The organism is Asaia sp. SF2.1, from assembly GCF_000505765.1.
In the GTDB taxonomy this organism is placed as follows: Bacteria; Pseudomonadota; Alphaproteobacteria; order Acetobacterales; family Acetobacteraceae; genus Asaia; species Asaia bogorensis.
Genome location: NZ_AYXS01000051.1, coordinates 33,620 through 37,199, shown reverse-complemented (window position 1 = coordinate 37,199; position 3,580 = coordinate 33,620). Strand labels below are relative to the sequence as shown.

The following is a 3,580-nucleotide window of genomic DNA, read 5'->3' as shown; positions in this document are numbered from 1 at the left end:
GACTGGAGCCCCGGACGCACAGCCACAAGGAATTTCAGACGCTCGGTCGAGGTGACCAGCGCGGAGGCAACAACCCAGGAATCCTCGCAGCTGCGCCCGGTGGGCAGAAGCACGCCATAATAGCCCAGCGAATCAGCGGCGCGGGCAATCTGTTGCAAATAGGGCAGATCGACCGCGCGACCGCCCTCGCTGGTGCCAAGATAACGGCTGTCACCATGCGTGGGCAGGAACCACAGGACGTTGATCTTGTCCGGGGTCGTGTGGGCTGCACCACCATCGCCTGAACGCCCCCCGAAAGAGGTGCTCTCTGCCGGTGCGAACGGGGTGGAGAAAGGGGGGCGGGTCATGGCAGGGCGCTTTCTTTCTGCACGGTCTCTTGCCGTGGACTGGTCTGTGGTCGCGATGCGGGCTCTGGCGTGCGCCGAGCTGGCGGGGACGGGCTAATGGGATGTGCGTCGGACGCTGGCGGGGTGGCCCAGAAGGCCGGGGGCTTACGATAGGCGGCGGCGGGATGGGTGTCGGGCAGGCGGTCACGCCCTGTCAGGCGATGGCGCAGCGTTTCACCCTCTGTCGGGGCGGGGGGCAGCCTTCCGCGGCGGCGCAACTCGGGCGCGATCAGGGTGGCGTAATCGTCCAGCGTTTCGTGGCTGTGATATTGCCGCAGATTGATGCCATCGATGCCGTCCTCATCGAGCCAGGTCTCGATGGCATCGGCAATCTGCTCCGGCGTGCCGGCGATGAAAAAGCGCCCCTCGTCAAAGCTTGCGATCTGCGCGAGCGCCGCACCGACTGTCTGATCGGCACCAAATCGACGCCCCATATTGCCCAACTCACGCCCGCTTTGAGAAAGGGCCTGACCGATGGTAAGCGCCGGGTCGAACTGTCGCAGGTCGATTTCAGCCTGAGCATGGACCAGTGCGCCCTCCACGGAATACAGAGCCCGGTAGCGCGCCAGTTTGGCTTCGGCTTCCTCTGTTGTGCGGCCTGCAATGAGACCGGCCATCACATAGAATTTCAGCTCCGAGGGATCGCGCCCTTCTGCTGCGGCCGCTGCGCGGGTGCGGGCAATATGGTTGCGCACCTCGTCCTGTGTGCGACCGCCAATGAACACGGCCTCGGCATGGCGTGATGCCGTTTTCAGCCCGCGTGGCGAGCCGGTGGCCTGAAACAGAACCGGTGTTCGCTGCGGTGTGGGCTGCACAAGATGCGGCCCCTCGACACGGAAATGCGTGCCGTCATGATTGATGTGGCGCACACGAGCGGGATCGCTGAAGCGATCACCTTCGCGATCCGCAATGACAGCCTCCTCCTCCCAACTGCCTTCCCAGAGCTTGTAGAGCACTTCGAGATATTCATCGGCGCGGTCGTAGCGGCTGTCATGTTCCAGCTCGCCATCCAGGCCGAAATTACGTGCGGCATTGGGCAGGTAGGAGGTAACGACGTTCCAGCCCACGCGGCCATTCGTCAGCAGGTCGAGCGTGCTCATGCGCCGCGCGAAGGCGAAGGGTGGTTCGTAGGTCGTGGAAAATGTCGCGGCAAAGCCAAGCGTGGTGGTAACGGCGGCCATTGCCGGAATAAGCGAGAGCGGATCGAGATTCGGAATCTGCAAACCAAGACGCAATGACGCATCGAGCCCGCCAAACCGGTCATAAATGCCGATCACGTCCGCCAGGAAGATGGCATCCATCCCCGCAGCCTCGGCTTTGCAGGCTGTCTCAAGCCAGAACGCCATCTCGCTGAAACGATGGCGCTGGTTGCCTTCCTCGCGCCACATGCCGTGGACGATGTGACTGACGCAGGCCATCTCGAACAGATTGACGTGAAGGGTCTTGCGTTTGCCGGACGGTGCCGCGCCCTGCCGATCGGGGTGGGGTGCAGGGCTCATGCTGCGTTCTCCCGTTTTGCGTCTGCTGCAAGGCGTTGCAGTCCGTCGCGATAGGGTGTCCATAATCTGGTGCCGTTGAGCGCCACATCGCCCAGTTCGCGCTGACGCTGTGCGGCGGGATTATGCGAGGCCAGTGTGCGGGCATTGCGCCAATGCCGATCGAGACGCCGTGTTTCGGAAGTGGCCGAAGCACCGCCAACCTCGAACAGGGTCGTGGCAGCTTCCAGCGTCTGCTGCGCGATGATCTGCTGCGCCTTGAAGATTTCCTCCTGAGCCTTTTCGATGGCATCGTCGTCATGCTGGCCCGCAAGGAAGAGCGGCTCGATCTCCTCAAGCGCCTGTGCCCCGCGATCGGCAAGCACAGCAGTCGAGTAGGCAAGAGAAGACAGACGCCCCACGACGCTCTGCACGATCGGGTCATCCTTCTGGACCACCTTGCCCGGCACGCCGAATACCCGCTCGCGCGGGCGGACAAAATCCAGCGCATCGCGCAGCACGGCCTGGGCGATGCCTGCGAGGGTCGTGTTGTGGAATTGCTGGTAATAGGCCCCAAGGAAAGGCTGGCTCGGCGGGGCGTTAGACGGTGAGCGTTCGACAATCTGCCAGGGCTGCAGCGGAACCTGCTCGAAAATCGTGGTGCCGCTGCCGGTCAGGCGTTGGCCAAACCCGTCCCAGTCATCCAGACGGGTAACGCCGGGGGCGTCTGCAGGCACGAGCACGCGCACCCTGTCGCTCCCGAAAGCCGCCCAGACAATAATCCAGTCAGCATAGAGCGTTCCGGTCGAGTAGTATTTGCGTCCGTTCAGCCGCAGTCCTTCAGGGGCCTCGGTAACCTGGGTGGTGACGCTCGTCTCGTTGTTGCGCTCGGCCATGGCCGCGCCCAGAACCCGGTTTTCGCGTATCAGGCCGCGCCACCGTTCGGCATCCGGCAATCCGGCGCGCAGTGTTTCAACAAAGGCAAAATGCGCCCGGAAAATCTGTGGAATATTGGAGTCCGCGCTGGCGAGGTCTCGCAGGACCCTGAAGCTTTGAGACAGGCTCAAACCTGCCCCGCCTACCGCCTTGTCCAGACGCAACCGACCAAATCCGGCCTGAGCCAGAGCGGCAACAGCGTCATGCGCAGGGGCCCTTTCACAGTCGCGCTGCGCGGCATCTCGAGCAATAACGCGAAAAATTTCCGTGAAAACCATGACAAAATCCCTACGTCAGGACTGAATTTCGTGAATTCAACAATCAAAAATAGTTGTTATATCGACATAACAGAATGGAATGATATTTTTTGTCAACGGTGAATCACGTTAAATGCGTTAATCACTATCATGGATCGTTATAATGCACAGCCGACGGTCAGGCGTCCTGCCTGGTCTGGGTGACCCGTTCCATGCACCTGTCGGCTCTTCCTGCGCTGTCGCCTGGGGGGTAGAAACGGGTCCAGTTGATGCAGCATGGCGAATAGCGGGGCAGGGGCGGAAAATGGCAGGCGAAGCTTATCTCGATGAATGGAAAGCAGCGCTCAGCCGGGCGACGGGTGCGCTCTATCTTGTCATGGTCGAATGTATTGCCCATGCGATCCGCAAGGGGGATTTGCAGGAGGGTGAGAGGCTCCCCCCTCAGCGCGAGATGGCTGCCCGTCTGGGCACCAATCTCAGCACGGTCACCCGCGCCATTGGTGAGGCGCAAAAGCGCGGCCTGCTC

3 protein-coding genes and 1 pseudogene are annotated in these 3,580 nt (G+C 61.9%); 1 reads left to right on the top strand and 3 read right to left on the bottom strand.

The features are described from left to right. The 3 genes and pseudogenes from P792_RS0120440 to P792_RS35140 form a co-directional block, all read right to left on the bottom strand. Positions 1–245: pseudogene (locus tag P792_RS0120440) on the bottom strand (LLM class flavin-dependent oxidoreductase); the annotation flags it as partial. Positions 246–343: 98 nt separating this feature from the next. Then, entirely contained in the window at positions 344–1,804 is a 1,461-nt protein-coding gene (locus P792_RS35145; RefSeq protein ID WP_051395986.1) for an NtaA/DmoA family FMN-dependent monooxygenase, read from the bottom strand. Between the two features lie 77 nt (positions 1,805–1,881). Continuing rightward, positions 1,882–3,075 (bottom strand): acyl-CoA dehydrogenase family protein, encoded by a 1,194-nt coding sequence (locus P792_RS35140; RefSeq protein WP_051395974.1) that lies wholly within the window; start codon positions 3,073–3,075, stop codon positions 1,882–1,884. A gap of 283 nt (positions 3,076–3,358) precedes the next feature. Here P792_RS35140 and P792_RS39450 point away from each other — a divergent pair. Beyond that, positions 3,359–3,580 (top strand): GntR family transcriptional regulator (locus P792_RS39450; protein ID WP_031241712.1); only part of this gene is annotated, 222 nt, incomplete at its 3' end.